The 2210-nt window shown below is 63.2% G+C and carries 4 protein-coding genes; all 4 read right to left on the reverse strand.

What is annotated here, in order from left to right:
- On the reverse strand, positions 1-331 hold a 331-nt coding region (locus ABD056_RS22640; protein ID WP_343870554.1), incomplete at its 3' end, for a hypothetical protein.
- Positions 332-416: 85 nt separating this feature from the next.
- Positions 417-674 carry a hypothetical protein gene (locus tag ABD056_RS22645; protein ID WP_343870556.1) on the reverse strand — a complete coding sequence of 86 codons (258 nt, stop codon included), beginning with the start codon at positions 672-674 and terminating at the stop codon, positions 417-419.
- 41 nt (positions 675-715) lie between these two features.
- Positions 716-1696: a hypothetical protein gene (locus ABD056_RS22650; RefSeq protein WP_343870558.1), complete on the reverse strand. Its 981-nt coding sequence runs from the start codon at positions 1694-1696 to the stop codon at positions 716-718.
- Between the two features lie 34 nt (positions 1697-1730).
- Positions 1731-2171, reverse strand: coding sequence for a hypothetical protein (locus ABD056_RS22655; RefSeq protein ID WP_343870559.1), 441 nt, complete (start codon positions 2169-2171; stop codon positions 1731-1733).
- Positions 2172-2210: the final 39 nt, after the last annotated feature.

Below are 2210 nucleotides of genomic sequence, written 5' to 3' on the forward strand. Positions count from 1 at the left end.
TTTCCTCGGGGTCGAGGCGGGAGCGGTCCTGGTTCAGCAGGCGGGTGGCGTGGGAGGAGAAGAACTGCCGCGCCTGGTCACGCGGCACGCCGGCGATGCGGTTCTTGGGCAGGCTGTGGTCTTCGTCGGTGGAGCGGTAGGTGGCGGGATCGCGCACCTTCTCAACCAGTCGCTCGGCGGCGGACAACTCGGCCAGGGCGGCGGTGAGGCTGTCGGCCATGCCCTTGCTGTTGGCGTACTCGGCGAGGTCGTTTTCCAGGAAACGGCGTTCGACGTTCAGGATGAGGTCAATGTCGCCGCTCTTGCCGACTTCGCGGACCAGCTGGTTCATGCTGAGGCGGACTTTGCCCCGTTCCTGAGCTTCCGACGTCTTGTTCACTTCGGATGTCAGAACTTTTTCCCGCAGGAAGGCGCGGTCAAACTTCTCGATCAAGCCAGTCTTTTCCATAAGCCTTCTCCGCCGTCTCGGTTCTCAATCCCTTGGCGCGAATCCAGTCGGCGCCATTCATACGCTTGGCCGCCAGCAGTGCCGGGGCCGGCACTTCGGCGAGCGCCAGCCATTCCCAGGCCGCCTGTTCGTCGCCGGCATCATCGGCGGCGGCCGATTCCGCGGCATAGAGGGCGTTCTGGGACAGGTTCCGCTTTCGCTCTTCGCTCAGGTAGCTCTTCGGCATGGTGGGTCTCCCATGGTGAGGTGGTCCTTCTGGTGATGATTTTAGAGGCGGTGGAGCGGGGCCGCCAGTGTCGCGGCGGCGTCTGATTCGAGGGCGCGGGCACGGTCCTCGACCCGGTGAAGCAGATCAGGGGAAAGGCGTTGCTGGAACACCTCGCGGGTGGCCTTGAGAAGGGCGCGATCCCGTCTGGCCTGGCTCTCGGGTAGACGGAGGAGATTGTCGAAGTACTCCGGCTCGAACGACACCGTTTTCCGGTGGACGACCGTGTTCTGATTGTCGACCGTGACCACGAACTCCATGGTTTCCTCCAGCACCTCGTCGTTCATGGCGAAGCGGTGATGGATGCAGCACCACATGATGCTCCGGTATCGGCCCCCCGTCCGTCTCACGAGCCGGCCATTGTCCGCGACCTCAAGGTCCGGGATGCCGTCAGCGATGGCTTGCCGCAACGCATCGGATTCGATCTTTTGTCCGAAGAGGCTCAAGGCGCGGGCGCGGTAGGCGACCATCCAGGGGATGTTCCGTAGGGTGGCCTCGCGGTACAGGTAGCCCTCGGCGTCGAACCAGTGGGTGAGCAGATCCTGGGCCTGGTTCGGAAACATCTTGAACCCCAGATCCCTTTTCAGGATATGGACCACCCGGTCGTATTGGGTGAGCACCAGGGCCAGGATCGAGAGGGCGATGTCATCGATGTCCGCTGCCCGCTTGCCCGTGACGGTTCCGCTCCGGTTCTTGGCCAGGTAGGGGCACCAGTCGAACACCGTCGAATCGAACAGCGCGAACCCGGGAACGGGGGTGTTGGCGTGCCGCCCATATGGCCGCTCCGTGTGGAGCTGTTGTTGGGTGAGCCCGATGATCTGGATAGGATTGTCGCAGGCGGGGCACACGGCGAAATGCCGTTCCTTGTTGTCTTTGGCGTCTTTTTGATACCAGGGGGGCTGCTTTTGGGTGCCTTCCTCGAAAGCGTCCACGGTCAGTTCCCGTTCCCCGATGGTCCGGGGGTGCAGTTTGTAAACCCGCATGGCGTGTCACCCTCTCCAATTATCGCTTTTACCGTCATGGCATGACCCAGGACAGGTCATGATCCATGACGATGGTATTCCACCACGCCGTTGAAAGTGGATCGAAAGCGCCCTGGGATTGTGAAAGCCACAGGCATTGAAGGACGGTCGGAAGGTCGAGGGGAACGGTGCCGCCCTGCTCCAGCCGCGCGACGAAATAGGCATGGATGCCATGGTGGGGGCAGCTGTCCTCTACCAGCGCCTCGATGGTGGCGGGGTTGGCGAGGGCGGAGGCTTGGTCACGCGGGGTGGCTTCTCCGGGAATGCCCGTGGGAAGCGAGCCCCAGCCGGTTGGAACCGGCGGCACGATGCCGGCATCGCTGGCGGCGCGGATGCAGCGGATCACTTCCGCAGTATCCAGGGCAAAGCGCGTCTCTCCGGCCTGAAGGGCGAAGATCGGCAGGGACCGGGAGGTGGCCGGGTCTTTGTCGTCCATGGATGTCGCTCCCTATGAAGCCTTCGAGATGTGGGGGCT

The sequence above is a fragment of the Caenispirillum bisanense genome, assembly GCF_039523075.1.
Classification (GTDB): Bacteria; Pseudomonadota; Alphaproteobacteria; order Rhodospirillales; family Rhodospirillaceae; genus Caenispirillum; species Caenispirillum bisanense.